The 25,004-nt window shown below is 40.1% G+C and carries 31 protein-coding genes; 25 read left to right on the forward strand and 6 right to left on the reverse strand.

Features of this window, described 5'->3' with window-relative positions:
• Positions 1–34: 34 nt before the first annotated feature.
• The 22 genes from IGI88_RS10395 (at position 35) to IGI88_RS10500 (ending at position 17,175) form a co-directional block, all read left to right on the forward strand.
• Positions 35–298, forward strand: a complete 264-nt coding sequence (locus IGI88_RS10395) for a DUF6275 family protein (RefSeq protein WP_429960440.1) — start codon at positions 35–37, stop codon at positions 296–298.
• Positions 299–401: 103 nt separating this feature from the next.
• Complete coding sequence (locus IGI88_RS10400) at positions 402–1,046, forward strand: DUF4355 domain-containing protein (RefSeq protein WP_429960441.1); 645 nt, start codon at positions 402–404, stop codon at positions 1,044–1,046.
• A 13-nt stretch (positions 1,047–1,059) separates the two neighbouring features.
• Entirely contained in the window at positions 1,060–1,452 is a 393-nt protein-coding gene (locus tag IGI88_RS10405) for a hypothetical protein (protein WP_301389962.1), read from the forward strand.
• A gap of 14 nt (positions 1,453–1,466) precedes the next feature.
• Entirely contained in the window at positions 1,467–2,573 is a 1,107-nt protein-coding gene (locus tag IGI88_RS10410; RefSeq protein ID WP_429969529.1) for a major capsid protein, read from the forward strand.
• 10 nt (positions 2,574–2,583) lie between these two features.
• A complete protein-coding gene (locus tag IGI88_RS10415; RefSeq protein ID WP_429960443.1) occupies positions 2,584–2,853 on the forward strand; it encodes a hypothetical protein in 270 nt (89 codons plus the stop codon).
• 39 nt (positions 2,854–2,892) lie between these two features.
• A complete protein-coding gene (locus tag IGI88_RS10420) occupies positions 2,893–3,231 on the forward strand; it encodes a phage head-tail connector protein (RefSeq protein WP_429960444.1) in 339 nt (112 codons plus the stop codon).
• On the forward strand, positions 3,228–3,557 hold the full coding sequence (locus IGI88_RS10425) for a hypothetical protein (protein ID WP_429960445.1): 330 nt from the start codon (positions 3,228–3,230) through the stop codon (positions 3,555–3,557). The genes IGI88_RS10420 and IGI88_RS10425 overlap by 4 nt, the downstream gene beginning before the upstream one ends.
• The gene (locus IGI88_RS10430) at positions 3,550–3,891 is read left to right on the forward strand and encodes an HK97-gp10 family putative phage morphogenesis protein (RefSeq protein WP_429960446.1); all 342 of its coding nucleotides are present in this window, start codon (positions 3,550–3,552) and stop codon (positions 3,889–3,891) included. The genes IGI88_RS10425 and IGI88_RS10430 overlap by 8 nt, the downstream gene beginning before the upstream one ends.
• An 8-nt stretch (positions 3,892–3,899) precedes the next feature.
• Positions 3,900–4,298, forward strand: coding sequence for a phage capsid protein (locus tag IGI88_RS10435; protein ID WP_429960447.1), 399 nt, complete (start codon positions 3,900–3,902; stop codon positions 4,296–4,298).
• The gene (locus tag IGI88_RS10440) at positions 4,299–4,811 is read left to right on the forward strand and encodes a phage major tail protein, TP901-1 family (protein WP_429960448.1); all 513 of its coding nucleotides are present in this window, start codon (positions 4,299–4,301) and stop codon (positions 4,809–4,811) included.
• Positions 4,812–4,854: 43 nt separating this feature from the next.
• On the forward strand, positions 4,855–5,205 hold the full coding sequence (locus tag IGI88_RS10445; RefSeq protein WP_429960449.1) for a tail assembly chaperone: 351 nt from the start codon (positions 4,855–4,857) through the stop codon (positions 5,203–5,205).
• A gap of 53 nt (positions 5,206–5,258) precedes the next feature.
• Positions 5,259–5,570 carry a hypothetical protein gene (locus IGI88_RS10450; protein WP_429960450.1) on the forward strand — a complete coding sequence of 104 codons (312 nt, stop codon included), beginning with the start codon at positions 5,259–5,261 and terminating at the stop codon, positions 5,568–5,570.
• A gap of 16 nt (positions 5,571–5,586) precedes the next feature.
• Positions 5,587–8,301 (forward strand): phage tail protein, encoded by a 2,715-nt coding sequence (locus IGI88_RS10455; RefSeq protein WP_429960451.1) that lies wholly within the window; start codon positions 5,587–5,589, stop codon positions 8,299–8,301.
• 10 nt (positions 8,302–8,311) lie between these two features.
• Entirely contained in the window at positions 8,312–9,091 is a 780-nt protein-coding gene (locus IGI88_RS10460; protein WP_429960452.1) for a distal tail protein Dit, read from the forward strand.
• Complete coding sequence (locus IGI88_RS10465) at positions 9,088–11,946, forward strand: phage tail spike protein (RefSeq protein ID WP_429960453.1); 2,859 nt, start codon at positions 9,088–9,090, stop codon at positions 11,944–11,946. The genes IGI88_RS10460 and IGI88_RS10465 overlap by 4 nt, the downstream gene beginning before the upstream one ends.
• An 11-nt stretch (positions 11,947–11,957) precedes the next feature.
• Positions 11,958–14,411 (forward strand): hypothetical protein, encoded by a 2,454-nt coding sequence (locus tag IGI88_RS10470; protein WP_429960454.1) that lies wholly within the window; start codon positions 11,958–11,960, stop codon positions 14,409–14,411.
• A gap of 52 nt (positions 14,412–14,463) precedes the next feature.
• A complete protein-coding gene (locus IGI88_RS10475) occupies positions 14,464–14,634 on the forward strand; it encodes a hypothetical protein (RefSeq protein ID WP_429960455.1) in 171 nt (56 codons plus the stop codon).
• A 62-nt stretch (positions 14,635–14,696) separates the two neighbouring features.
• A complete protein-coding gene (locus tag IGI88_RS10480; RefSeq protein WP_429960456.1) occupies positions 14,697–15,095 on the forward strand; it encodes a hypothetical protein in 399 nt (132 codons plus the stop codon).
• The gene (locus IGI88_RS10485) at positions 15,092–15,508 is read left to right on the forward strand and encodes a hypothetical protein (protein ID WP_429960457.1); all 417 of its coding nucleotides are present in this window, start codon (positions 15,092–15,094) and stop codon (positions 15,506–15,508) included. Before IGI88_RS10480 ends, IGI88_RS10485 begins: the two co-directional genes overlap by 4 nt.
• Positions 15,509–15,844, forward strand: coding sequence for a phage holin, LLH family (locus IGI88_RS10490; protein ID WP_016611207.1), 336 nt, complete (start codon positions 15,509–15,511; stop codon positions 15,842–15,844).
• Positions 15,845–15,879: 35 nt separating this feature from the next.
• Positions 15,880–16,188 (forward strand): hypothetical protein, encoded by a 309-nt coding sequence (locus tag IGI88_RS10495; RefSeq protein ID WP_016611206.1) that lies wholly within the window; start codon positions 15,880–15,882, stop codon positions 16,186–16,188.
• Positions 16,189–17,175: an N-acetylmuramoyl-L-alanine amidase gene (locus IGI88_RS10500; RefSeq protein WP_429960458.1), complete on the forward strand. Its 987-nt coding sequence runs from the start codon at positions 16,189–16,191 to the stop codon at positions 17,173–17,175.
• A 44-nt stretch (positions 17,176–17,219) separates the two neighbouring features.
• On the opposite strand, the gene IGI88_RS10505 is transcribed toward IGI88_RS10500, so the two are convergent.
• The 4 genes from IGI88_RS10505 to IGI88_RS10520 form a co-directional block, all read right to left on the reverse strand.
• On the reverse strand, positions 17,220–17,510 hold the full coding sequence (locus IGI88_RS10505) for a DUF5960 family protein (protein ID WP_429960459.1): 291 nt from the start codon (positions 17,508–17,510) through the stop codon (positions 17,220–17,222).
• Between the two features lie 92 nt (positions 17,511–17,602).
• The gene (locus IGI88_RS10510) at positions 17,603–18,088 is read right to left on the reverse strand and encodes a LysM peptidoglycan-binding domain-containing protein (RefSeq protein WP_429960460.1); all 486 of its coding nucleotides are present in this window, start codon (positions 18,086–18,088) and stop codon (positions 17,603–17,605) included.
• A 12-nt stretch (positions 18,089–18,100) separates the two neighbouring features.
• A complete protein-coding gene (locus IGI88_RS10515; RefSeq protein WP_429960461.1) occupies positions 18,101–18,754 on the reverse strand; it encodes an SHOCT domain-containing protein in 654 nt (217 codons plus the stop codon).
• Positions 18,755–19,337: 583 nt separating this feature from the next.
• Complete coding sequence (locus tag IGI88_RS10520) at positions 19,338–19,727, reverse strand: DUF1093 domain-containing protein (protein ID WP_005237494.1); 390 nt, start codon at positions 19,725–19,727, stop codon at positions 19,338–19,340.
• A gap of 234 nt (positions 19,728–19,961) precedes the next feature.
• On the opposite strand from IGI88_RS10520, the gene IGI88_RS10525 reads away from it, so the two are divergent.
• The 3 genes from IGI88_RS10525 to IGI88_RS10535 all read left to right on the forward strand — a co-directional run bounded on the left by IGI88_RS10525 (position 19,962) and on the right by IGI88_RS10535 (position 22,364).
• The gene (locus IGI88_RS10525; RefSeq protein WP_016620555.1) at positions 19,962–20,564 is read left to right on the forward strand and encodes a LysM peptidoglycan-binding domain-containing protein; all 603 of its coding nucleotides are present in this window, start codon (positions 19,962–19,964) and stop codon (positions 20,562–20,564) included.
• Between the two features lie 157 nt (positions 20,565–20,721).
• Positions 20,722–21,423: a glucosamine-6-phosphate deaminase gene (gene nagB / locus IGI88_RS10530; protein WP_429960462.1), complete on the forward strand. Its 702-nt coding sequence runs from the start codon at positions 20,722–20,724 to the stop codon at positions 21,421–21,423.
• 230 nt (positions 21,424–21,653) lie between these two features.
• Positions 21,654–22,364 (forward strand): MgtC/SapB family protein, encoded by a 711-nt coding sequence (locus IGI88_RS10535; RefSeq protein WP_008377072.1) that lies wholly within the window; start codon positions 21,654–21,656, stop codon positions 22,362–22,364.
• 78 nt (positions 22,365–22,442) lie between these two features.
• Here the strand turns inward: IGI88_RS10535 and IGI88_RS10540 are convergent, their stop codons facing one another.
• Both IGI88_RS10540 and IGI88_RS10545 read right to left on the reverse strand, forming a co-directional pair.
• Positions 22,443–23,615 (reverse strand): glycoside hydrolase family 5 protein, encoded by a 1,173-nt coding sequence (locus tag IGI88_RS10540; RefSeq protein WP_016611948.1) that lies wholly within the window; start codon positions 23,613–23,615, stop codon positions 22,443–22,445.
• 1 nt (position 23,616) lies between these two features.
• On the reverse strand, positions 23,617–24,825 hold the full coding sequence (locus IGI88_RS10545; RefSeq protein WP_086299152.1) for an MFS transporter: 1,209 nt from the start codon (positions 24,823–24,825) through the stop codon (positions 23,617–23,619).
• Between the last annotated feature and the right edge of the window lie 179 nt (positions 24,826–25,004).

Raw genomic sequence — 25,004 nt, forward strand, 5'->3', positions numbered from 1 at the left:
ATCGGGTAGCGGACGTAACCGCGGAGGAATAATCATGGATAGTAAGAAGTTCATTGATATCTGTAAAGAGGCTGTTATTGCTTATGCTAATGAGAATTTCGAGAAGACAGATCAGAGTCAAATTACCGAAGAAGATGTTTTTGTTGTTTGGAGCTGCAAAACACTGCAAAACAATAAAGCTTTGCTTAGCACAACGATTTCTGATGGTATGTATTATGAATTGACCTATAACGGCGATAAATCAGAAGTATACCTTGATGCTTATAAAAAATGGGAAAACAAGTGCATTAAAGTCTAGCTAACGTTAGGCTTTTTATTTTGTCCAAGCATTGATGACTTTAAAAGCTATGGAAAGTGCAAGCATTTATCCACGTTAAAAGATATGGAAGGAGAAATATTTGATGAAAGATAAATTATTGATGAAAAATAAATTTTCTATGCCGATGAAGCTACAATTCTTTGCCGATCCAGATGGAGAAGGCGACCCGGGAGAAGCAACTCCACCTGAATTAAACCTTGAAGAATTGAATGAAGAGCAATTGGCACTCATCAAAGAAAAGTATGGCTTCAAAGACGACAAAGATGTTGATTCGATCGTAAAAAGCAAAAAGTCTCGCTGGCAAAAAGAAGCTGAAGCAGAGAAAAATGAAGCAGCAAAATATGCCGAAATGACTGCTGAAGAGAAGATTCAACATGAGTTGGCCAAGAAAGATGCTCAAATTGCTGAATATGAACGCAAGGAGAACCTTTCCAAAATGTCATCTCAAGCAAGTGAAATGCTGGCTGAGAACGGCGCTAAACCTTCGAAAGAAATGCTACAGCTAATTGTTTCAGAAGATGCCGAAACCACTTCAAACAACGTTAAAACGTATCTAGCATCTGTTGAAGCGGAACGTGAGGCCATCAAAGCAGAATTCGAGAAACGCCTTGGCGGACGTATTCCTTTGGATGGTGATTCTGGTAATGGCGCTCAAGGCGACTACGGAAAGCAATTAGCAAAGAAAGCAGCAGTCGCTAAACCCAAACAAACATATTTTAAAAACTAGGAGGAACTAACAGATGGAAAAACGAGTTTTTGGTTCAAAAAATCAAATTTTAGCTGATGTAAGCAACTACAAGAGCTTATCAGTAGTAGTTGGAGCAACAGGTGTAACAGCAACAAACGGACAGGGTAAAAAGTATATCCCAGCTGGTACGCCAGTAGGCGGTGGCGATCCATTCGCTAACGAACAAGCAGTTGTGACGGTAACCAACACCGCAGAAGCAGCTGAAGGCACAAAAGGCGTGCTATTGCATGACGTCGTATTCGATGCAGATGCTACAACTGCCAACGGTACATTACTATACTTCGGTACGGTCAATGAATTCCGTTTAGAAGATACTTTAACAATTGTTGATGAAGCAAAAGCAGCGTTGGATGGCAAAGTTTACTTTGTTAAACGCAACAAATAAGGGGGAACCGAAGAATGAAAGTGAAAATCCACAAAGAAACATTGATGAAAATGAATTTACAGTACTTTGCAGCGCTTAACATCTTTGATCTAGTTCAGGCGCCAAACATTGCCACTTATTGGGCAGAACGAGTAAATGAGCAACAACCATACCTTGGTGAAGAGTTGTTCCCAGCTGATAAACAGTTAGGCATGAAGCTATCTTGGTTGAAAGGCAAAACCGGCTCTCCAGTAGCATTACGACCTTCTGGACTAGACGCTGACGTTATCCCTCGTGGGCGTGCTGGGTTCGAAGAATTGATTCAAAAAATGGTGTTCTTCAAAGAGTCTTATTACATTGACGAAGAATTGCGCCAAGAATTGAATATGATCAACCAAACAAACAACGCAGCATATCGTGATGTTGTACTGAATCGAGTATTTGACGATGTAGCAGACTTGTTACGTGGTGCTGCAGTACGTCGTGAGATTATGCGTATGCAACTATTAACTACAGGCGCAATCACGATCAAAGAAAATGGTCAAGATCATACAATCAAATATGATTTGCCAGAAAACCACAAAGGGAATGCTGCGGTTGCGTGGAGCGATGTGGCTAACGCTGATCCAGTGGAAGATATCGACAAAGCTATTTCTGTATTGAAAGAAGAAGGCGTGAATCCAGCTCGTGCCATTATGAATAGCAAAACTTTCCGCTATTTACGTCAGAACGCAGCGATCAAAGCGACTATTTTAGGTAACAACGCAAACGCTCAAGCTGCTAAATTATCGAAACAAGCTTTGCTAGATTACATTTCAGAAGAGTTTAACTTAGAAATCGTTATTTACGACAAAATTTATACCGACTCTACTGGTACTCACAAATTTATTCCAGATGATACGTTTGTTCTGTTGCCAGCTCAAACATTGGGTAAAACTTGGTTTGGTACCACGCCAGAAGAATCTGATTTGATGTCTAGTCCGAATGTAGCGAATGTATCGGTTGTCGATACTGGCGTTGCTGTTACGACTATGAAGAAAGCTGATCCAGTCAATGTTGAGACTAAAGTTTCTATGATCTCGCTTCCTTCATTCGAACAAGCAAATGCGGTCTACATTTTAGAAACCACTCCAGAAGGGTAAGGTGATTTAATTGGCACAATATAAAGTGTTGAAAGAATTCAAAGATATCCACACCAAAGACTTGTACAACGTCGATAGCACGATCGATATCACGAAAGAGCGTGCAGATGAAATCGAAACGAATCTAGCACGTTTAGGCGGCGGGTTTATTGAACCTGTAAAAGCCAAGCTGACAATCGACGATTTAAAAGCTGAATTGGATGCGCTCGGTGTGGATTACAAAGACGCCAAAGTAAAAGCTGATTATGAAAAATTGTTAGAAGCTGCAAAAGAAGGTTAGTCATTCGACTAGCCTTTTTATTTTTGAAAGGAGGCAGTCATGAACGAAACCTTAGAAGAAGTGAAGCGATCGCTCGAAGTTGATAACGAAGAACTCGATAAACAGCTAACTGACTTTATCAAACGAATCTCAAGCCAACTGTGTGTGCGTTTAGGCTTCTTAGAGAGCGTTCCTGTGGCTTTGAACTATATTGTGGTCGAATGTACTATCAAGCGATTTAACCGCAAAGGCAACGAAGGCATGAGCTCTTATGGGCAAGAGGGGGAATCAATCTCTTACGGGAAGCTTTTAGATGAGTTTGAAGATGATATTTCAGCATATAAAGAGAAGCAAAGAGAGAATAGCGTTCCTCGTAGAGGGGTGGCTAGGTTCTTATGAGATATGACACAGAAGTAACTTTCGTTATCGAAAAAGATGGCTACTACGATCCTGACTTAGGAGAGCATGTAGAGCCGACCTTAGACGAAAAAATCAAACTTGCTAATGTGACTGATTTGGGAACTGATCGCTCGAAAGCTTTGTTTGGAGACATTAAACAAGGTGCCAAAGTTATTCGTTTACTTCGACCTTATACCAAGGAATGGGATTATGTTTTAATCTTCAACAAACTAAGGAGCAAAACGGAGAAGTTCGAGATTATCACTGAGCGTAACCTTCGACTAAAAAACACTTTTATCGTTCAGGAGGTGGTTTCTGGTGGTTAGAAGAGGCGTAAGCATTTACGGATTGGACGCACTAAGCAAAAAATTAAAAGAAAACGCAACGCTTGACGATGTGAAACAAGCAGTCAAATTGAATACAGCCGAAATGCAAACAGAAGCTGAGATTAATGCTCCTGTGGACACAGGCTTCCTCGAAAGAAGTATCCAATTAACTTTGGATACTAGTGGTCTTGCTGGTAGGATTCGTGCGACGGCTGAGTACGCTGGGTATGTTGAATTTGGTACTCGATTCACTCCTCAACAGCCATTCATTTACCCGGCTTTTCAAAAGCAGAAAAAAGCTTTCAGAAAAGACCTGAAACGTCTCGTAGAGTAGGGATAAAAATGATTAAAACAAGAGATCAGTATATTTTTGATGAAATGTTCAAGAAGGTTACCAGTTTGGGTTATAAGGCATACGACTTTAAGCCTTTAAATGATATAGGTTATCCGTTTGTGGAATTTGAAGGAACGGATATAGATCATGATATCAACAAAACTAATGTGCTAGGAAACGTGACCCTTGTAATTTCAGTGTGGGGCTTGCAAAAGAAGAGAAAAGAAGTATCAGATATGGCAGCTAAGATATTTAATGCGGCCATGGAAGTTAAAGAAACGGAAGGCTATTCATGGGCTTTAAACATTCAAACCAGCGGGATTCGCATTTTGGATGATGTTTCGACAAATACACCGCTAAAAAGAGCGAGATTATCGCTCGAATTCAAGCAAACAGGAGGAATTTAAATGGCTGAGGCTAAACAAGGTATTGATTTAATTTTGCTTTATCGAGTTAAAAGTAAAGCGGAGCAAGAAGCGGCTTGGAAAATGGCTTTCCAAACTGAGCACGAAAATAGCAAAACTCGAAGCGCTGACACAACGCCGACAAAAGACGGCGGAATTATTAATTTAGGGGATATCGAGTACACATTGAGCGGTACGTCTATTGCCACTAAAGGTGACAAACATATTGATGAAATGGACGATGCCTTTGATAATGGAGAAGTTATCGAAGTGTGGGAAATCGACAAAGCGGAAAAAGGGACTGGCGATGATGCCGAAAAATACAAAGCGAAGTATGCGCAAGCTTATTTAACAAGTTTTGGTCAGTCTGCAGGGGCAGAAGATGCAGTTGAACTTTCTCTTGAGTTTGGCGTTTTTGGTCGCCAGCAAAAAGGATATGCGACTCTGACGGACGATCAAGCAGAAGTGGTTCAATACGTATTTACGGATACAACAAAACAAACACCAGAAGGCTAAGCACTCTTAATTGAGTGCTTTTTATTTTTAGGAGGATGAATCAATGGAATTAACAATCAACGGAAAAGCTTATTCATTTAAATTTGGCGTCAAATTTGTTCGGGAAGTTGACAAGAGAAAGCCTTTCGAGCGTGAAGGTGTCCAATTTGGACTCGGTCTGGTTGCAAGAGTTTTACCTGAACTACAAGCAACGAACGTTGCCACATTATCAGATGTTCTTTATATGGCTAATCAAACAGAAAGTCCCAAAGTAAAACAATCTGAATTAGATGATTTCATTGACGATCACGAAGATATTGAAGCTTTGTTTGATGAAGTTATCAAGGAATTAAGAGAAAGTAATGCGGGAAAGCTAGCAATGCGTCAAATGGACGAAAACAAACTGAAACAATAAGCTCAGCAGAAGTATACGAAAACATTCTTATTAATTCGTTTAGGTATCTTGGGATGACAGATATCCGACAAATAGAGCGAATGACACCTTATGAGTTTGAAATTCGTATGACAGCCCACCAGTTAAAACGACTAGATGAGCAAGAAGTTATTCATCTGCAAGCTTGGGCTAATCGCAAAGTAAAAGCAGAAAAAAATATAGGTACTGAGAAAAAACCTAAGATAGTTCCAGTATTTACGAAATTTGAAGATTTCTTTGACAAAGAAAAACTTGAAAAAGAGATTCTTGGAATTGAAACACAAGAAGTAATACAACCACCTAAACAAACTAAGCTTTTGAAACTAATGAAAAAAGCTAACTCCTGAGGAAAGGAGGAAAACTATGGAATCATTTACAGTTGAAGCGATCCTCTCGGCTGTCGACAAGAATTTTTCTTCTACCATGAAGAATGCTGATAGTTCGATGAACAACTTAGATAGCAGCACTCAAAAAACGAATACTTCTATCCTCGATATCGCCAAAGGTGTCGGGGTTTTTAAATTGATTGATAATGCTATTGGATTAGTTACTAGTTCACTAGGCGGTGCGATTGATCGTTTCGACACAATAAAAAAATTTCCTGTCGTAATGCAAGCATTAGGTTATTCCGCCGAAGAAGTAGACAAATCCATGAACAAACTGACAGACGGAATAGACGGATTGCCAACAAGTTTAGATGAAATCGTATCTAGCGCTCAACAGCTAGCTATTTCAACGGGTGATTTACAAAAAGGGACAGACACAGCGGTAGCCTTGAACAATGCTTTCTTGGCCAGCGGTGCTTCTGCAGCTGATGCAAGTCGTGGGGCGCAACAATACCAGCAAATGCTCTCAAAAGGAGAAGTCGATCTTCAGTCTTGGCGTTCTTTGCTTGAGACTATGCCAATTGCAATGGATAAGGTATCGAAATCCTTTAGTGATCAAGGCGTTAACTCAGCGAATGACTTATATGCTGCCTTGAAGAAAGGCGATATTACATTTGATGATTTTAACAGTCGCTTAATCGAACTAAACGAAGGTGTTGGTGGATTTGCTGAACTAGCCCAAAAGAACTCGGCTGGTATCAGGACTTCCTTTGCGAACATCAAAACAGCAGTTGTAAAAGGTTTGGCGAATGTGATCACAGCGATTGATGAAGGAATGCAAGACGCTGGGCTTGGATCGATTGCGGAAAATTTTGACAAGATCAAAGGGGCAGTAAACGTAGCTTTTAAAGCTATCACTGACAGCATTCCGCCGGCAATTAGCTTTTTGACAACTCTGTGGGACACGATTAAACCTTTCTTACCGCTAATCATGGCAGTAGTAGGATATATAAGTATCTACCAAGGTGTCATGGGTACTGCTAGAAAAGCAGTTGAGCTATACAATGGCGCTCAAAAAATGATGAACGTACTGATGAACTTAAATCCGATTGGACTCGTTATAGCAGCGGTTATCGCTCTTGTTGCAGGATTCATCTATCTTTGGAATACAAGCGAAGGCTTTAGAAATTTCTGGATTGGTCTTTGGGAAGGAATTCAAAGTGTTGTTGGCGCTGCTGTTGATTGGATCGTTTCTGCTTGGAATGGAATGACAGAATTCTTTTCAAATGCATGGGATGGTTTGATTGAAGGGAGTAAACAAGCAGTAGATAGTGTCAAAAAGGGTTGGCAGAATACCAAGCAATGGTTTGCAGACCTTTGGCAAGGTATTAAAGATTCAGCAGCTGCAATGTGGGAAGGAACGAAGCAAGCATTTAGTGATGGCGTAGATAGTATCGTTTCGGTTTGGGATGGAATCACACAGTGGTTCTCAGACTTATGGAACGGGATTAAATCGACGGTTACTTCTATCGTTAAAGGTATTGCAGATGGAATCATGAGCCGTTTCGGAACGCTTGTTTACGGTGTTCGAAATGCGTTTATCCATATGAGCTTTTTCCTGAAAACACTTTGGACAAATTTAGTGAAGATTGCTGGCCAGATATTTGAAATTATGAAAAACGTCATTCTAGCCCCAGTTCTATTCGTGACTTCTTTAATCTCAGGTGGTTGGGAAGAAGCGATGAACAACATGATCGGGATATGGACCAATATTCAAACAGCAGCAGGGAATATATGGGCTTCCATTCAAGCGATTTTTGATAGCTTCTTAACTAATACTCAGATGGCATTCTTAAATATCTGGAATGGTATTAAAGCAGCACTAGCCTATATATGGACAACAATTCAAACGATTGCGATCGATACATTTAACAGTATTGTAGCTTTCTTTGTTGAAACGTGGACTAATATTAAACAAGGTACAATCGATGCTTGGAATGCCTTAAAAACATGGTTATCTGAAACATGGGAAAACATGAAACAAGGTGCGATTGACACTTGGAATAGCGTGAAGCAATTCTTTATTGATCTGTGGGAGTCTATTAAGACAAACACAATCAACATGTGGAATGCGATCAAAGACGGTGTCACAACCGCTTGGGAAAATACCAAGAATGCTGTCATTAATACAGCGAAGAGCATTGTAGACGGTGCAGCGCAAGCTTGGGAAGACATGAAAACCGGCGTTTCAAATGCCGTAGATAGAGTAAAAGAAACCTTTGACACTATAAGACAAATTGACCTATTGCAAATCGGGAAAGATATCATTGATGGATTAGTAAATGGAATCAGAAGCAAGATTGATGATGTAGTTAATGCAGTCAAAGATGTTGCTGGATCTATTACTGGAAAAATCAAAGATGTATTGAATATCCATTCTCCTTCACGTGTGATGGCTGAATTAGGTATGTTCACTTCGCAAGGTTTAGCAGAAGGTATGCTTGACGGTTCAAAATATGTGGATAAAGCATCCTCTACACTAGCTGATAAAGCATCAAATATGGACATCGGAAACCGAATTTCGGCAGTTAATAGCCAAATTCAGTCGAAAGTGCAACATGAGGTTAGCTACGGAACAAATAACAAACCAGCATTATTTAATATTCAAATTGGCAACCAAAGTTTCCAAGCCTTCGTGGATGACATTAGTCAAGCGCAGGGCGGCGAGACAGCTATACAACTACAATTTTAGGAGGTAGGAAATGAACAACATGTATCCATTTTTGGACACACAGAAAAATGAACGATACATACCGGAGTACATTCCTACTTCCGCTATGTATTATGATGGCATTCTATTTGAGAAGGTCATCGAAGGTTATCAAACATTGTCAGTCGAAGGCAGAGAAATGATTTCTGTGGGCATTGAATCCGAATCAATTCAAGTCGGGAGCATTGTCACGAACCAGACGTTGCCTTCAAGGACGCTGACAGTGAAATATAAACTCGAAGATAACGATCCAGAGAAACTGCAAAAAAAGTTTGATCTTTTAATGTGGTATCTCTATAAAACAAAAGATGTTCCAATTCAATTCAATGATGAATTAGACTACACCTATCATGGGCGGTTTTCATCTGCCAATACGGTTGCAGGTGACACAAACAGAATCGTTTCAAGCTTCGATATCTATTGTGCTGATCCTAGAAAGTATTCAAAGCAATATAAATCAGATGGCAAAATTGCCACGTACATTCCATACACGATCGTCCCTGACATCGTAAAAGTTAAATTGAGCGCACCAACAAGCGTTAAAGTAACGAATGGCTCACTCTCGATGTCGATCACAGGCGCAAGTATCGTTGCGGGAGATGTAATTGAGTTTCGAAACAAAGAAGGTAGTGTGTATGTAAATGGTGTAGATAAAACCAACATCTTGGATTGGGCAGGCGGACAACTTGAAGATTTCTATATCAAAAAAGGGGATGTTGTTAAGACAAACAATGGATCTCTTGAAGTATTTTATCGGGTGGTGGCGCTATGAGCGAAAGCATTTACTTTCTTAATGATGAACAAGAACTGCTAAAAGTATGCGGAGAAAGCAAAATCATTGAGTCCATACAGTCAAAAGAAATCACAGCAGATAAAAGCGAGCTGATGAACGATACTTTGAGCGTTAGTGTATTGGATGACAAAAAAATTCGAGATGCTGCTTTTATGGCTGTTCGAGAAAATGATGATTCGTTTTCGATGTACAAAATAACCGCTGATAGCGACCCTAGAGGACGTTTAAGCTTTACAGGGGTTAACTTTGCAGTAGATGAACTACATTCGTTTATCGTGCTTGATATGCGCCCTAGCAATCGAAGTATCAAACAAGTAGCAGAACAGATTCTGGGTTATACAAATTCTGAGTGGCGTGTGGGTTATGTCGATCCGACTCTTCCGGCGATTTCAGGAACTTTTTACTATCTAAGCGTTAAAGATGCTTTAAAGCAATTACAGACATTCGGCTGTGAGATAGTCTTTAAATGTAAAATCGATGGCAACAAAATCACAGATAAATGGATCGAAATTTATAAGCAGATTGGTGTATTTAGTAATAAACGATTCGTATATGGTTCGAATGCGCTCGAAGTTGTGCGTCAAAGAGATCGATCGCAACTATATACCTCGATTATCGGAAGGGGGAAAGGTGAAGAGGTCGGGGACGGCTACGGACGAAGAATTGAATTCACTGACATCGAATGGAAAAAGTCGAATGGTAATCCTTTAGATAAACCAAAAGGACAGAATTGGCTTGAATACCCCGAGATGACAACTTTATACGGCATACCGATGAAGAACGGAAGCAAGCGTAAACGGGAAACTGTTCTAATTTTGGAAGATATAGAAGACCCTAGAGAGTTGCTGCAAGCGACCTATGAGAACCTTGTAGAATACTCAAGGCCGCTGATTCAATTCAAAACTTCTGTGCTAGGTGGAGATTCAATCGGTAACACAGTAACTATCCACCGATCAGACAAGAACTATCACTACAAAACTCGTGTTTTCAGCGTCAAAATTGATCGTATTGGGAACAAGGTAGAATGCGGATTAGGCGATAACTTGAACACCTCAAGTACTAGGCAAGCAGCAAGTGTTCAAAATAGTGTAACCAATCTGGCTGAAACTAAGATGACGTTCTATGATTCAACTGAAATCAGCAAATGGCAATCAGATATCATCCGTGGCGCTCATGGCGGTGCGGTTATTTTGATGTCGCCATCTGATTATCCTGCCAATCATCCTCAGCGAGGAGAAAGTCGACAGCCGTTTCAGATGGTATGGATGGACGGCGATTCAATTCAAACTTCAAGCCATTTCTTAGTTGCTAACTCAGATGGAATTGGGTTTATAGATGGCGATTTCTATACTAGCCCGTTTAAGACCGCTTGGACCATTGACGGAAAATTCAATGCCGACTTTATTCAAACTGGATCGATCATTGCTGATATTTTCGAAACATCATTTAATAAGTTAGGTGAGATTTTGAAATTGTCAGCAGGATCGTTGCAAGCAATGAAAAACGGCAAAAAGATTATGGAGTTAACTAGCAAAGGGATGGAGTTCTGGGGAGCCAACCGACAAATTGGAACTATCGGGACGACCGACTCAGCTGGCAATCCTTTTCCAGAAGCGTCAACGCCGACACCGCTTGAAGATAACTCGCTTGTAATTAAAACAGAAGGTGACGGAAAGTACATTCTTATCTCGACCAAAGAAGGATATGGCTGGGTATTTCTTGGAGATGGGTCGGGGATTTATCGTGGAGATGTTACACATCAAGGAAATGTCCGAATAACGGGCGACTTAGATGTACAGGGTCAAATTAGAATCCAAGGGCAACAAGTTTACCCCGGCGGTTCTGGCGGTGGCGTTGGTCCCGGTGGCGCAACATATGATCCAATTAATATCGGCAGCAACATAACAGGCAATGCAAATATCGTTGCTTGGCTTGAAAAGTATACGAAACTATATGGAATTTCGGATTATATCGGACTAGCTTATGCGCTGATCATGGTAGAAAATCCCGGTACAGACGGCACAGATGATATCATGCAGTCTTCTGAATCAGCAGGCTATCCTGGTCCCGGTTATCTTACAGGTGAAGCGTCGGTAAAACAAGGGTGTAAACATCTAGCTCAACAAATTAAAAACGGTCAGGATCAAAACGTAGACATTTGGGGAGTAATGCAAGGATACAACTTCGGAAGTGCCTATATCCCTTGGCTCTCAAACAGAGGAGGAGTAAATACCACTGATTTGGCTGAGGTTTATTCAAGAACAGTTGTTGCTCCTTCCTTAGGTAATACAACTGGTGCAATATATCCATATGTGAATGCTGTATCTCAAGCAGATGGCAGAACGTATCTGTATGTAAATGGTGGTAACTTCCATTATGCGGCGATGATCCGACAATATGTGAAAGTGAATGAAAGTTCGGGGTATGTAGTTCCCATAAGCAAACCAGTAACAGTGACTAGTGAGTTTGGCTACAGATACCATCCGATAACTGGATCATATGAGCTTCACAATGGAATTGATCTAGTAAATGGAAATGCCACCACGCCTATATATGCATCTGCTGCTGGTGAAGTGGTTATAGCTGGAAGTTACCCCGATTGGTATGGAAACTACGTTGTTATTAAGCACTCTGACGGACTTTACACAGGTTATGCACATCAAAGCCAACTGAGAGTTTCTGTAGGCGATACGGTCAATCAGGGGCAACAAATCGGCAATATGGGGACAACTGGTCCAAGTACGGGACCCCATTTGCACTTTCAATTTTTTACGAATGGTCCTTGGCCATCCAATAGTGATTTTATTAATCCAAGAGAACACATTAATTTTTAGGAGTGATGGATTTGGAACTAGATCAATTTAGAGATGTCGATTTAGTGATTGATAGAGCGAATGATAGCTTTGTGCAGAAGCAGTTCGTTTCACAAGGCGATTATAAAGGCCGTACACTTACTGTTCAGGTTACTAATAATGGAAGTGTTGGCGAAGTGCCCGGATTGACCCTAAATTTAAATTGGCATAATGAAGCAAGCGGACTAACAGATTTAACTGCTTTTGCAATAGTGAGCAAGACGAGTAGTATCTTTAAAATCGAGTATCCCGAACATATGATGACCCCAGGTAAGGTTCTAGCAAGTATTCAGGTGATTCAAAACGGAAAGGTAATTAATCTCAAAGAATTTGAGCTAACAGTTCAAAGTTTGGCCGGACAACCTGTAGGTATTGTACAAAAAGCTGAATTTAGTGCATTAGTTGCCGTTCTGGCAGATTCAAATAGATTTAGAACAGATATTGATACTTTGGGTATTGCAAAAGTTGATAGGTCGGGGGTTGGTCAGGTTTCATGGGCTAATATAAGTCAAGAAGCAAGAGAACAGTTTATCGGGGAAGTTCCCCCAGCCGTAGTTGGGATTGACTCAGTATTAACAGAAAACATTGTTGATAAGGCAGTAACAGGTAGTAAAACCAGTTTTTTGAAAGTTGGCGAGAATCTCTTCAATATTGAGAATGTAGTATACGATAAATTTGTTCAACTAGACGGAGCAATCCGTAACAGTACAGATTATGTGTATATACCAAGCATTCCAATTTCAGAAGGTCAATCGTTAACATTGAGCCTAGACGGGGCCTTACAATCTAAAAGATTTGTAACAGCATATGATTCAAACGGTAATGTTTTACCAGATAAAGGTGTTGCTTCATCCGCCTTGCCATATACCGCTCCATCCGGAGTCGCTTCTGTAATCGTATCGCTGCATAAAAATGTTTTTAACGAGAGACTAATGCTCAGTTATGGCTCATCACCACTGCCTTATTCAGCACCTCTAAAAATGAGCGATATTATTGAATTTGGTGATTTGCAAATTAACAGAATAAAAGAGATCGCTCAAGAGGAAGCGAACAGCACCCAAGGATCTGGCGATGTTAGGATATCAATTCTAAACAACGGTTTTTCTGTTCGATCAATGTTGGAAAGCGATGAAATAACTGTAAGTGGCTCATTGGTTGGTTCAAGTAACGGTACATTAAGTTTTTATAGCACATCGTTAAACTCTCAGGTCGTACACAGTATTACAGACGATATAACCCCTATGAGATTGTGGACTACTGTAGGAGCGAACCATGGGTATACATCTGCAGCGAATGTTACTTTGGCCAATCACGGGAAGACAAATGCAGACTTGGGATCAGTATGGACAGATGGATCTGAAAATTACATTTTAGTAAAAGTGAGTGGCAATATCTTAACATTTATAAAAGACTATTTACTAGATAATCAAGGGGCTGTTTATAGTTCATCAATCAGTTTTGCGAACAACCTGACGCATGTTTCGGGTGCGACAAATACCGCTCAAGTATCAACTAGCACAGCTGCTTCTGTCCAATTGTATCCTTCAGTGAACAAAAAAACGAATAGGGTACTTGTAAATGGAAAGGAAGTAGCTAAAACCGGAACTTACTATGGTGATAATATTACGATAATCGAGCAATACAATATTATGGATTACAAGAAAATCGTAGATTGGGCAAAGGCAAATATTGGTAAAAGTATTGAGAACGATGATATTGGCGGTGCGGTAAAGATTACGATAGCTTATGTATTTACACAAGGCTGTAAATGCCTTGTATCACACTCTGCTGAATTCTTATCGAAGCAGATTATTCAGAACAATGGTTTTTTACAAGCGGCTAGCCTAAACTCTGGTGCAAAGAGGTATGTACCGGATCTAAAAAATACAATTTATGATTGGGGGAATGGAGTTGTCTTATCATCTGCTACTCAGACTGAGGTGATAACGAGCGATAAACTGGACGATGTTTCATTTCCACCTTCTCGGACATACGAAGTATATAACGGCCTAGTATTTAATCTAGGCTATTTGTTTGATAAGTTTGATGCATCTCCCGATTTCCGTTTGGCTAATTCAACCCGATATTGGGATCTTCGGAATACTGGCAAAAACTATCCTATAGTTATGGATAATAAAAAGGGATATGCGGATGTTGGTGAATATATTTCAGTAGCAGGATACAGAGTATATGGGAAAGTAGCTAATTTGCCTAGTACTTTGTTGAATAGTTTTTATGTTGAAGACGCAGAGTCATATTACTTATTTGTAGATTCAAAAGAATCCATTTCCAGAATCAGTGTATCTTTCAAAGGCAACATTGGAATGCCGGTTCAATTAATTCAGTCCAAGAATTGTAGCTTGCTTGAATTATTTACAAATGTAGATGGAGTTCTTTTGTCTTTCAGTAATAAAGGTTCTGCCGTTTTGAAAATAAGGAAAATATAACTATTATCGCACGCTTGAGAATACTTATCATATTAGGCAAGTAGGTTAAAAAATGAGTATAAAAACTAAAAACCTATCAAATAAAGCTGATATCGAAAGTAGTGTAGAGGAAACAAGAAAAATAAACCGATTTATTGAATCTATTAAGAGCGATATTATTGTCATAAAAACAAAAGGAGGCAATGATGCAAATATTAGGGATGAAATAACAAAAAAATTTTGATAAGTAGAAAATCAAGCACATTCAATCGAGTGTGCTTTTTATTTTAGAAAAGTAGGTGACATATGTGGGATAAAACCAGAAGTTTGTGGCTTAGGTTTGCAAGGGTTGTGATTTTAAAGTGGTATAGTATCGGACTAGCTGTGGTGAGTTTCTTCTATGGCTTGATTCTCTTCGAAAACCCAGAAATATTAATCAGCTATGAAATGTACGAGACATTAAATGAAATATTTGACCAACGTATCATAAGCAGCTCTTTCATGATTCTAGGTGCAATGAAATTGCTTGGTGTGTTCATAAACAATCGAGTAATTAAAAGAGTTAGCCTATCGCTTCTAGTTGGACTATGGCTAATATTCAGTACTTCTTTCTTCTTCAATGGCCCTCCTAATACAGTGGGAATCTTAACCTTTGGTTATGCATGGATTGCCTTAGGTATCGCTGTTAGGGAGGTTTTGGAATGAAGGATAGTTGGTTAGATAGTTGGTTGCCTGTTTTAACAGGGGTGATTGGCATTATAGGAACGACTATTGCGAATAGAATAGACTTCCGAAGTGTGGTTCGAAAAGGTGAACTAGAGAATAAGAAGGCTGAGATTGAAAACAAAGATGATGTCTATGCTGGTTGGAAGACTTTGTACGATGCGCAGTTAAAAGAAAACATTACCTTGAAAGAAGAATATGAGAAAACTCGTCAACAAGTGTTTGGCCTACAAACTGAATTTAATAAGTTGAAAATCAAGCTTGATACAATTGAGCACACATTTGCGGAAAAAGAGCAAGGCTATTTGTTGCAGATAGAAAAGCTAGAAACTAAGTGTGATGAGTTGGAAGAAGAAAACGAGATGTTGAAGTTGCAATTGAAAGGTGGAATTTAGATGGAAGCATTACAAGATGCATTGTTAAATTTATTGATTGTTGTGGTTGGCTTGGTAGCAGCATTTATTGGCCAAAAGGGTTCAGAGTACTTGAAGAAGAAAGGTGTCTTAGCTCAGTTGGAAAGCAAGAAGAACTATGTGGCGATCGTTGTATCAGCAGTGCAGCAAGTTTATGCAGAAGCGAATGGAGATGCTAAGCTACAAGAAGCCAAAGCTCAGTTAGTAGACTTGTTTAACAAGAACGGCATTAAGTTCACTGAAGACGAGCTGAACCTGTTAATCGAATCAGCAGTAAAAGGGATGAAAGATGGCGTTGACCAAGGAGTGGCTGAATAAGCCGCTCTTTTTCTATATCTAAAGGAGGAAGAATAATGTTCAAAGAAGGTTCTTATGTAACTGTACTCGGAAAGTTACAAGTAAAAGAAGTCGGAGAAGAATATGTCCAGTTAGATCCATTCGAAAAAGGAGAAACAGAGACAGTCGATCGATACGAAGAAAATGGATTTAAAGAGGTTACATCGGATGGACTTCCTAAAGAATTCGATGGATTCCAAATTGGTGACTTCTTTTACTTAACAGGTAAATACAAAGTTTTAAGATCGAACGAAATCTTTACCAAGATCGAATTAGAAGGTCAAATGTTGTCATTGCCAAATCATAAATTAGTGGAGGTGGAATAAATGGTAGTAAGTTATTCAGGAATTGCAGGTGCTCGTGGATCAAACCCGACAGCAATCGTTTTGCATAATGATGCCGGAAGCCAAGGAGCCACTGCTGCATTTTATAAAAACTGGCTAGAAAGCCATACGCCTTCTTTAGGATTTGCTCATTATTACGTTGCAAGTGATGGAACATATCAGGCTGAGAAGGACAGCAACAAGGCGTGGCATACAGGCAACAGTAAAGGTAATGCTAATTACTTGGGGATTGAAGTATGTCAATCTATGGGAAATGAATCCACGTATCTTGCGAATGAACAAAAAGCGTTTAAACTGGCTGCTGATTTATGCAAAAAGTACGGTTTAAATCCTGCTTCAGCTGTTTTCCCTTTACATCGTGAGTTGAGTGCTACATCGTGTCCTCACAGAGCGTGGGACCTGCACGGAAAAGGCGTAGCAGCTATCAAAAAATATTTCGTGGATCAAATCAAAAAATATTACAGTGGAGATAGCAATTCGAACAATAATTCTGGATCGTCAACTTCCACTGTGACAACCAAATACGCTGTTGGTTCATCTGTTAAAGTGAAGACTAGTGCTACTCATTATCAGACAGGGCAGTCAATCGCTAGCTTTGTAAAAGGATCAACGTACAAGGTGAAGCAGGTTAAGGAAGTGAATCAATCACGATCTAAATACGCTTTTCTGTTAGAAGGTATCAACTCCTGGTTGTTGGGTCAAGACTTAGAATCTGCATCCAGCGGTAGTTCAAACAATTCGAATAATAGCACGTCATTGAAAGGTGCAAATTTGCCGAATAAAGGAAGTTATAAGTTTACTGTTAACACTATTATTCGTGCTAGCGCATCTACTTCTTCAGCGAATGTTGGGATGTGGTCTGCCGGTCAAACAGTTAACTATGATTCTAAAGTAATTGCCGGTGGATACGTATGGTTGAGTTGGATTGGTTCGGAGTCTGGAAAACGTAGATATTCTGCGGTAGTATAAATAAATACCCCTTACTCTTTTGAGTAGGGGGCTTTTTTGTTGCTTTAATTTCCACCGGGTTTATACTTTGTGTTTGGATCGTATTTACGGAGTATCTTGTCTTGAGTCCTAACATGATCAAACAGATAGTTTTCTCCGTCTTTCTTAAATACATAGGCTAATTCTTCTGGGTAACCACTATAGCTTGATGGCACGGTAAAATAGGGTTTTCCAAAGTTCTCCATCGTCCGAACAAACTGATCGTAAAGTAAGTGCGCTGGGCCCATTCGTTCGATGAATTCATAATAGTAGCGTTCAAAAGCATACGTCCGTTTATCTGCAAGTGGTATTTGCATATCAATCACTCCTTGCAAGAATTATACGAACGTTTGTTCTTGTTGTAAAGCGAACAAAAGGTAAAGAAAAAAGCCTGCTATGCAGACTTAGTTTATTTAACCCTGACTTGATCGCCGGGATAAAGCATATAGTAATCAGACGTAAATCCATTTAACTCAAAGAATTGATCTACTGAAATACCACTTCTTTGAGCAATCATTTCTGGCGTTTCGCCTTTTTGAACGATTGTATACTCGGCAACACCTGCTTGAGGATCAACTACGGCAACGCTATTCTGTGGTTGTTCTTCAGCTTCTGAGCTTGGTTCGCTGTAAGCAGGGGCAGCATTTTGCTGAGGAGCGCTTGATTCTTCATAAACAATTTCCGAAGAACTAGCTTGAGTAGATGAAACTGATTCGACAGTGCTAGATTCTTCTAGCGAAGTTTCCTCTGTAGTTGTCTGCGTCGTTGATTCAACGGTAGAAGATGATTCAACAGCACTAGAACTAGATGAGGAGCTATTCGTAACAGTTTTTTCATTAGAACAACCAACCAATAGGAACATACCAACAAAAAGTAACCAACTGATTTTTTTCATAATATCCTCCTTTTATAATCTCAACAATTCTTTTTTCTTTTCATCAAATTCTGCTTGAGAAATAATTCCATCATCAAGAAGGCCTTTGAATTTTCTCAACTCATCAGCGTTGCTGCCAGCAGATGTAGGCTCTTGAGCATTTGAAGAAATTATTTGATCCAGTTTAGCTGCAATGTTGTTGTAGTCTTCCATCGCCGACTTCGTAAGGAAACTATCTGATTTTGATTCTGAAATCATAAGCATATAGTTTTGAGAGCGATTGTCAGTAAGGTGTAGGATGAAGCCTAATCGCTTAATGGTATCAAATTCTTTTTCGCCAGTTCCAGCTCCTACAACAGCACCAACAGGACCAGCTAAAACGCCGCCAACAATTGCACGTGTAATGCCATGATGTTTTTTGATTTTACCACCTTCAAAAATAGGCGTGTAGCTAATTAACTCATCGTAATTGTATACAGCTTGTGATCTGTTCATGGTAAAAGATTTCTTTATAAATAATTTTCCATGTTTATCATCAAAATACATGTCGCCAACTTTGTAGTCATTATGGTTCTTAAAGTATTCTAGTATTTTTTCGTTTTCAGCTTTACGATTCGCTTTTTCAGTCTTTGTCTTTTCTTTATCCGCTTTGCTGCTAAACAAGCCCATACCCGTTCCTCTTTTCATTAATTTTATAGCTTCATTGTATCAGAAAACAAATACATAGCCTATAAATATCGATATCTATTTACAATAGCTTTAGGAATCAGATGCAAAAAATATAAAAATCAAAAGAGAATGTTTTCGAGGGGGCAGAAAAGGGGCAAAGGTTGTAAAATGTTATATAAACATAATCTCCGAATGAGGAGTAGAAAGCTTATATATTAGGGTTTATAGAACCCAGTACAATGTTACTAATGTGATTTCAACAATACTTGGAACTATACTAAAATCGCAAGAAAACCGCTAGAGATAAACAATCTAGCGGTTTTTTTATGATGAACTCAGCTTTTATCCTAATAATTCTCGGTTTATTTATTTCCGATAGTCAATAACTGGTTGATCAAAATTTGAACAGAAAAACATTGCGAAGCTAGAGCGGTTCTGTCTATAAGGCGCGTAAATTTTGCCTGATCATTGGGAAAAAATAAAAAAATACCAGTCGGGCGAGGACTGGTAAGAGGAAGAAAAATAGGTTTGGTATAAAGCTAGCATAGCCGGTCAAAGTAAAATGAACCTTAAAAAGTAGAAAGTTTCTTGTAAGAAGTCCTTATTCGTCAAAGGTTTCCAGCTCAGACAGTATTTTTGCTGGAACTTCTGATTGAGGGACTTCATTGGGACCCGAGATGACACGGGTTTTACTGATCTCTGCTTTGACTAAGGTATTTGGCGCGAATGGCTTCACATTTTCACCAGAAAGATCATAGGTCATGAGTTCTTTCTCGCCGTTTTTCTTAACAAACTCAAACGTGTACTTATACGTAAAGGAGCCATCGATTTTTTCACCGGAATCGCTGTACGTTTGGGTCTTTTCTGGGACTTTGTTGGGCGTGATGGCATAGGCCGTTATCCCTTGATAAGTTGTTGTATAGTAAGTGTAGCCAAAATAGCCACCTACTGCTAAAATCAAAACGCCAAGCGTCAAAAGTAGTTTTTTCATGTGCATCGATCCTTTCAATTACTGGGTTTACTATAGCATGATGGAGCCAAAATCATTCATCGAAATGGATAACAATATTGTAAGTTTACTGTTTATTATCAAAAAGCTTGTAATTTTCTGTTTAACAATTGTGATAATGAAAAACATTTCTGAAACCTTCCTGCAACATTGTAATGTTATTCTCTTACTTGTGCCCGATAGCGGGACAAATAATCAAAAGAGAGGTTTTTTCATTTGAAAAAATTTGCATTTACAGTTGTTGCAGGATTTGGTTTATTCGTTGGAGGAACAGTTGTTTCAGCAGCAGAACAAACCCATGTTGTCGAACCAGGAGACACCCTATCTGGGATCGCTGCTACTTATCAAACAACGATCGAAGACCTTTTAGCTTTGAATGATTCGATCGAAAATCCAAATATGATTTTTGATGGCGAAACATTGTTGGTTTCTAACGATGGCCAATCAGTAGAAAACAAAGAAACAAGTACGAAAGAAAGCACAGAAAAAAGTGAATCTACAGCGACTGCTAACGTGAGTCAAACCCGTTCAAGCATTCCTGGTGCTGGTTCTGGAGTCTTGAATCCAGTGGATGGGATCAACTACTTCAATGGTGTGAGAGAATCGTACTACTCACAAAAAGTTTTGCCAGGAGGCGGATTGAACATCCCTGGACGCCATGTAGCCTCTGACGGAACGATCCGTGATGCCGATGGGTACATCGTTGTTGCCAGCGACAATCAACCGAAAGGATCGACTGGTCAATCATCTTTAGGTGCCTATAAAGTCTATGACACAGGTGTCGGTCATAGCGGTATTGATGTTTATACGAATTGGTAAGCAAGTAGAATACGAGTAGAGACGAGCGCATTTTAGAGCTCGTCTTTTTTTGATTGGTGATAAAGAAAAAATCGTCATCTGGTCTAGACTAATTATTGTAATCAAACACAACCTGTGGTATTATTGGACTATACCAAATAGAAACGGAGCGCTGATCATGGAAATTATTCGCGTTAAAGATGCTGCTCAAGGCGGAAAGAAAGCTTTTGAATTGATACAAGAAGGTATGGCAAATGGCGCCAAAGTGCTAGGTTTAGCAACAGGAAGCACGCCAGAGACCCTTTATGCAGAAATGACTGCCAGTGAAGTTGATTTTTCAGAAATGACTTCAGTCAACTTAGATGAATACGTAGGACTAGGCGGCGAAGACGAACAAAGCTATCGCTACTTCATGAATGCTCATTTATTCAATAAAAAACCATTCAAAGAAACCTTCGTACCAAACGGCAAAGCGGAAGACTTAGAAGCAGAATGCCAACGCTACGATAGCGTGATTGCGGATCACCCAGTTGATATCCAAATCTTGGGTATCGGTCAAAACGGACATATCGGCTTCAACGAACCTGGTGCATCCTTTGAAGGAACGACCTCAGTCGTTGACTTGGCTGAATCAACCATCAATGCCAACAAACGCTACTTTGATAAAGTCGAAGACGTCCCAACGACGGCGATTTCCATGGGGATCGGTTCAATTATGCAAAGCAAAAAAATCATTTTGATGGCATTTGGCGAAGTCAAAGCGGATGCAATCCAAAAAATGATCGAAGGACCCGTAACCAACGAATTACCAGCTTCTGTTTTACAAAAGCATGATGACGTGATCGTGATCATCGATGAGGCTGCTGCCAGCAACCTGTAAAACAAAATCAGCCCTTTTCAGAAATAAGTCAGAAGGAAAACGCGCCATCCTTGCAGCTTCCCCCTGCGCTTGTGCAGTAATGCCAGCGCAGCTGCGAGCGATGGTTCGGATCTATCTTGCTTATTTCTGAGGAGGCTTTTTTTATTTGGCCGCTCTAGCGATGTTTTTTCCTTTTTTCCATCAGAGATGCTATAGTTAAAAGAGAGAATACGAAGAAAAGAGGGATGCAAATGGTTGATATGCATTTATCCATTCCTGAAGTAGCACTGAGGTTGCTGTTGGCGATGGTCATGGGTGGCGCGATTGGGTACGAGCGGCAGTACAAAAGCCGACCAGCTGGTCTTAGAACCCATATCTTGGTTTGCATGGGGGCTTGTGTCATTGCTTTGATCCAAGTGGAGATCGCCACAGGTGCCATGCGAGATGCGCTGGATCATCCAGATTTAGCAGGCGTGATTCGTTCGGACGAAGCACGATTGATTGCACAAGTCGTCAGCGGGGTCGGTTTTCTAGGCGCCGGAACGATCATTGTGACGAAGCGCTCCGTGACGGGGTTGACGACGGCTGCTTCCTTATGGGCGATCGCCGGTTTAGGAATTGCCATCGGGATGGGCTTTTACACCATCGCATTAAGCAGTTTTATCGGGATCTTCTTTGCATTGACGATCGTTAAGCGGATCGTCCGCGTACCAACAGCAAAGAAATTGGAGATCCAGTACATTCATCGCACCGAGACCAAAGAGTTTTTGACGGAGTACTTCCAAGAGAAAAATATCGTGATCGAAGATGTCAATTTTGATGTCAAATTCATGGAAGACTATCGCATTTATACCAACATTTATACGATTGATCTCCCGCGAGGACTAGGCTTTTCTGAAGTGATCGAAGAATTGTCTGTCTACAAAAATGTCACGAAGATCCGCTTGGTGGATATTGCTTAAAAGCAACAAAAAAGCGAGATTGAAACGTAACGCAAACAGTATCGTTTGCTTCGTTTCAATCTCGTTTTTTGTTGTGTTTTAGAAACGTGGATCGATCCAGTTTTTTGCCATAGCTCGACTAGCATCCCAGGAATCCCAGCCATACCAAGCAGGCTCATTGATCGTATCGATGGATAACTTATAGGTCCAGTACATGTGTCCGGCTCCTTGGTTCCAAGCTGTGATTGAAGCACGCCACAAAGTTTGATAAACTTCTTCTAATTCACTTTTTGTCAAACTACGGTTGCTACTGAATTCCTCTTGTGTGGGATTGATACCGCCTTTGGTATCTGTACCAACAGCATAGGAGTTGAACAAGGACCATTCTCCAACAAAAACCTCGACATATTGTGCAACCGTGGCGATCTCTTGGGCTAAGCCATCAATGAAAGACACGTATGCTTCCAAGGATTGCTCTGTGCCGGCCATTTCTGCCATCATAACGTATTGGTGCGTATCTAGCATGACATTGTGAAAATCGTTTTGGGTGAAAAACTCTTTCCAAGCATGCAATTGGAAGCCATCATGAAAGACGATCACTTTGTCATCGCTTAAATAGTTACGCATTCTTCGATAGGCATCTTGATAAAAAGTTCTCAAAAAGTCTAAAGAGATCGGTGCACTACCTTTTGCTAACGCAAGATCACGAGGTGGGAAACGATCCATGGGATTCATGCTGTGCCATACTTCACCATCTGTGATCGGTTCGTTTAATACTTCAATGCCCCACAATGCTTCGTGATCCGCATATCTTTGCGCCAAACGTTCCAAGACCGTTAATTCGAACGCCACTTCTTCGGGCATTTGTGCCCATCTGACCACACCCGAGAGACCACCATTGTCAAAACCATTTTGGCTGAAGGGTGCAGTATGCAGATCGATCAAGACTTTTAGGTCATAAGCCTTTGCCCAAGCGAAGGCTTTATCCAAATAGTCGATACAGCCAATAAAGGGGGTACGATCACCAAAAATAAAATAAGGGACAGGTATTCGAACGGTATTGAAGCCAGCTGCTGAAATGCGCAAGAAGTCAGCTTCAGTGATGAACGTTTCACGATGAATCAACAGCCGTGCTTGGTATTCAGCTTCAGGTAGATCATAGGCTAAATAATACTCGTCATCGGCAGGTGTTCCTTGAAAGAGACTAGGTGCCATCCATTTTTCTAATACAAGCCAACCGCCTAGGTTGACGCCTCTAAGTTTTTGTTCCATCTTATAGTTCCTCCTTACTAATAGGTGTGGTTGTTTTATTGAAAGCGAGAAATAGAAAAATCAGAGCAATGATTGCCATGATTCCGGCAACGATTCTGACTTGCATGACCGCCGTTGTCATGCCAAACAGTTGACTGATAAAGTTTATGACATAGGGGGAGGAAAAAGCACCAAGATTACAAGCGACCATTGCCAAAGAAACAACTAAGTTATTGGCTTCTGGATCTACATCGCTAAGAATGACACTGTATACATAAGGAACTACAAGATTGGCAAGATAAACCACTAATAGACCAATGAAAAAGACGGTCATCGTAGGTGCTAAAGTTATCGTGAAAAAACCAACCATTGCGAAACTGATGACGACAACTGGTGTAAAGCGCTTTAATAATTTGGTGATTTGACCAAAAGCTAATGCGACCAAGCTGCTAAAAATACCGGCGATCGCTAGTGCGGTGGAAAGAAATCCTTGATTCGTCAGCGCCAATTCTTGAATCAGTAGTGCGGAAGAAGTAATGACGACCATCAAACTAATGAAGAATAAAAAGAGAGTCAAAATACCTAAAGTTACGCTTAATGGCAGCTTTCTTCTTTTTGTATCGATGGTTGATGACTGCGTTGTTTCAACTGGATTTTCATTGACGTTACGATAACCGAAAAGAAAAAGAAACAGAATCGGTAAGATGACCAAGTACACTAAGAATGAAGCTTGCCACGAGATCGTTAACAGTAAGCCCGCAGCAAACGTTGCTAGGCTATTTCCTAAAGTCATCACGGCTGATTGAATACCTAATAAGTTTTTTTGCTCGGCACCTGTAAAGTTGTCGCCGATCAAGGAGACGGTCATTGAGTTAAAGAGCCCCAGACCTGCGCCAAACAAAATACGGGCAAATAAAATCAAGCCAAAGTTCATTGTAAATGCCGGTAAGATACCACCGACTAAAGCGATCATCAAGCCTAAACAGACCGTTCGCTTTTTGCCAAGTGCTTTGATAAACCATGAACTTAGCAGAATGAAAATCAAGATTGCCATTGATGGCAGTGTCAAAATAGATTGGACTTGTGCGGTGGTTCGGTCAGAAAAATCGTTCATAATAAAAGGTACGGCTGCTGCTACTGCACCAGCAGCTTGTACGACCAATGAAAGACTCAAAATTCCGATTTTTAACGGCAACCGACTTTTGATTGACATTGAATTTTCTGAAAGCATACATATTCCCCTTAATGTAGTGCAAAGCAAGTGTGCTGAGAATATCTCCCATCTTGCTATTTTGCAACTAACTATTTTTATTCCTGCAAACGATTTCTTGGTATTAATCATAAAGAATGCTGACAGGACTTGAAATATCAAAAAAAAGGGGAAATTTACCATTTTTCATTTATTATGTG

The organism is Enterococcus sp. AZ179 (assembly GCF_050498885.1).
In the GTDB taxonomy this organism is placed as follows: domain Bacteria; phylum Bacillota; class Bacilli; order Lactobacillales; family Enterococcaceae; genus Enterococcus_D; species Enterococcus_D entomosocium.

Excerpts from the sequence above, each read along its gene's own strand:
- IGI88_RS10395 (WP_429960440.1), top strand. The coding sequence starts at position 35 with ATGGATAGTAAGAAGTTCATTGATATCTGTAAAGAGGCTGTTATTGCT.
- IGI88_RS10400 (WP_429960441.1), top strand. The coding sequence starts at position 402 with ATGAAAGATAAATTATTGATGAAAAATAAATTTTCTATGCCGATGAAG.
- IGI88_RS10405 (WP_301389962.1), top strand. The coding sequence starts at position 1,060 with ATGGAAAAACGAGTTTTTGGTTCAAAAAATCAAATTTTAGCTGATGTA.
- IGI88_RS10410 (WP_429969529.1), top strand. The coding sequence starts at position 1,467 with ATGAAAGTGAAAATCCACAAAGAAACATTGATGAAAATGAATTTACAG.
- IGI88_RS10420 (WP_429960444.1), top strand. The coding sequence starts at position 2,893 with ATGAACGAAACCTTAGAAGAAGTGAAGCGATCGCTCGAAGTTGATAAC.
- IGI88_RS10425 (WP_429960445.1), top strand. The coding sequence starts at position 3,228 with ATGAGATATGACACAGAAGTAACTTTCGTTATCGAAAAAGATGGCTAC.
- IGI88_RS10435 (WP_429960447.1), top strand. The coding sequence starts at position 3,900 with ATGATTAAAACAAGAGATCAGTATATTTTTGATGAAATGTTCAAGAAG.
- IGI88_RS10440 (WP_429960448.1), top strand. The coding sequence starts at position 4,299 with ATGGCTGAGGCTAAACAAGGTATTGATTTAATTTTGCTTTATCGAGTT.
- IGI88_RS10445 (WP_429960449.1), top strand. The coding sequence starts at position 4,855 with ATGGAATTAACAATCAACGGAAAAGCTTATTCATTTAAATTTGGCGTC.
- IGI88_RS10450 (WP_429960450.1), top strand. The coding sequence starts at position 5,259 with ATGACAGATATCCGACAAATAGAGCGAATGACACCTTATGAGTTTGAA.
- IGI88_RS10455 (WP_429960451.1), top strand. The coding sequence starts at position 5,587 with ATGGAATCATTTACAGTTGAAGCGATCCTCTCGGCTGTCGACAAGAAT.
- IGI88_RS10460 (WP_429960452.1), top strand. The coding sequence starts at position 8,312 with ATGAACAACATGTATCCATTTTTGGACACACAGAAAAATGAACGATAC.
- IGI88_RS10465 (WP_429960453.1), top strand. The coding sequence starts at position 9,088 with ATGAGCGAAAGCATTTACTTTCTTAATGATGAACAAGAACTGCTAAAA.
- IGI88_RS10475 (WP_429960455.1), top strand. The coding sequence starts at position 14,464 with ATGAGTATAAAAACTAAAAACCTATCAAATAAAGCTGATATCGAAAGT.
- IGI88_RS10480 (WP_429960456.1), top strand. The coding sequence starts at position 14,697 with ATGTGGGATAAAACCAGAAGTTTGTGGCTTAGGTTTGCAAGGGTTGTG.
- IGI88_RS10485 (WP_429960457.1), top strand. The coding sequence starts at position 15,092 with ATGAAGGATAGTTGGTTAGATAGTTGGTTGCCTGTTTTAACAGGGGTG.
- IGI88_RS10490 (WP_016611207.1), top strand. The coding sequence starts at position 15,509 with ATGGAAGCATTACAAGATGCATTGTTAAATTTATTGATTGTTGTGGTT.
- IGI88_RS10495 (WP_016611206.1), top strand. The coding sequence starts at position 15,880 with ATGTTCAAAGAAGGTTCTTATGTAACTGTACTCGGAAAGTTACAAGTA.
- IGI88_RS10500 (WP_429960458.1), top strand. The coding sequence starts at position 16,189 with ATGGTAGTAAGTTATTCAGGAATTGCAGGTGCTCGTGGATCAAACCCG.
- IGI88_RS10505 (WP_429960459.1), bottom strand. The coding sequence starts at position 17,510 with ATGCAAATACCACTTGCAGATAAACGGACGTATGCTTTTGAACGCTAC.
- IGI88_RS10510 (WP_429960460.1), bottom strand. The coding sequence starts at position 18,088 with ATGAAAAAAATCAGTTGGTTACTTTTTGTTGGTATGTTCCTATTGGTT.
- IGI88_RS10515 (WP_429960461.1), bottom strand. The coding sequence starts at position 18,754 with ATGAAAAGAGGAACGGGTATGGGCTTGTTTAGCAGCAAAGCGGATAAA.
- IGI88_RS10520 (WP_005237494.1), bottom strand. The coding sequence starts at position 19,727 with ATGAAAAAACTACTTTTGACGCTTGGCGTTTTGATTTTAGCAGTAGGT.
- nagB (WP_429960462.1), top strand. The coding sequence starts at position 20,722 with ATGGAAATTATTCGCGTTAAAGATGCTGCTCAAGGCGGAAAGAAAGCT.
- IGI88_RS10535 (WP_008377072.1), top strand. The coding sequence starts at position 21,654 with ATGGTTGATATGCATTTATCCATTCCTGAAGTAGCACTGAGGTTGCTG.
- IGI88_RS10540 (WP_016611948.1), bottom strand. The coding sequence starts at position 23,615 with ATGGAACAAAAACTTAGAGGCGTCAACCTAGGCGGTTGGCTTGTATTA.
- IGI88_RS10545 (WP_086299152.1), bottom strand. The coding sequence starts at position 24,825 with ATGCTTTCAGAAAATTCAATGTCAATCAAAAGTCGGTTGCCGTTAAAA.